We start from the raw sequence: 739 nt of genomic DNA on the forward strand, positions 1-739 counted from the left end.
GGACGGGACGGGAGGCGCCGTCGTGGCTCATCCACCGGATGCGCGCGCCGGGTGACCCGCCGGCTCCGCCGGTCGTACGGCCTCGTGGGATCCCCACCCCCATGCTCGCGAGTGTCGCGGCACCCGGCGAGCTGGTCGACGACGGATCCTGGGCGTTCGAGATGAAGTGGGACGGCATCCGTGCGATCGCGAGCGTCGACGGCTCGACGGGGCGGGTGCGGTTGTCGAGCCGGAACGGCAAGGACCTCACGATGGCGTACCCGGAGGTGGTCGAGGAGCTCGCGACGTCGCTCGCCGGCCGTGCGGTCGTCCTCGACGGTGAGATCGTGGCGTCAGGGCCTGACGGCCGTCCCGACTTCTCGCTCCTGCAGCGTCGGATGCAGCTCACCGCGGAGCGGGACGTCGAACGGGAGCGCCGTCGGACACCGGTCCGTCTGCTGCTGTTCGACCTGCTCGCGTTGGACGACACGGATCGGACGGAACTGCCGTACCGGGAGCGTCGGGAGCTGCTCGAGCGGACGATCGCGTCCGGGACCGTCGTCCAGGTGCCGCCGACGATCGACGGCTCGCTCGACGATGCGCTCGAGGTGAGTCGGGGGTTGCGGTTGGAGGGGGTGATGGCGAAGGAGCTCGACGGCCGCTACCGACCGGGTCGGCGCAGCAGCACCTGGGTCAAGTTCAAGCACGAACGCATGGAGGAGGTGGTGGTCGCGGGCTGGCGTCCCGGTCGGGGCGGGCG

General features: G+C 71.4%; 1 pseudogene. It reads left to right on the forward strand.

Annotation, left to right across the window (positions count from 1 at the left end):
- Positions 1-101 precede the first annotated feature (101 nt).
- Positions 102-739: pseudogene (locus A4X17_RS15620) on the forward strand (RNA ligase family protein); the annotation flags it as partial.

It is taken from the genome of Plantibacter sp. H53 (assembly GCF_001650455.1).
In the GTDB taxonomy this organism is placed as follows: Bacteria; Actinomycetota; Actinomycetes; order Actinomycetales; family Microbacteriaceae; genus Plantibacter; species Plantibacter flavus_A.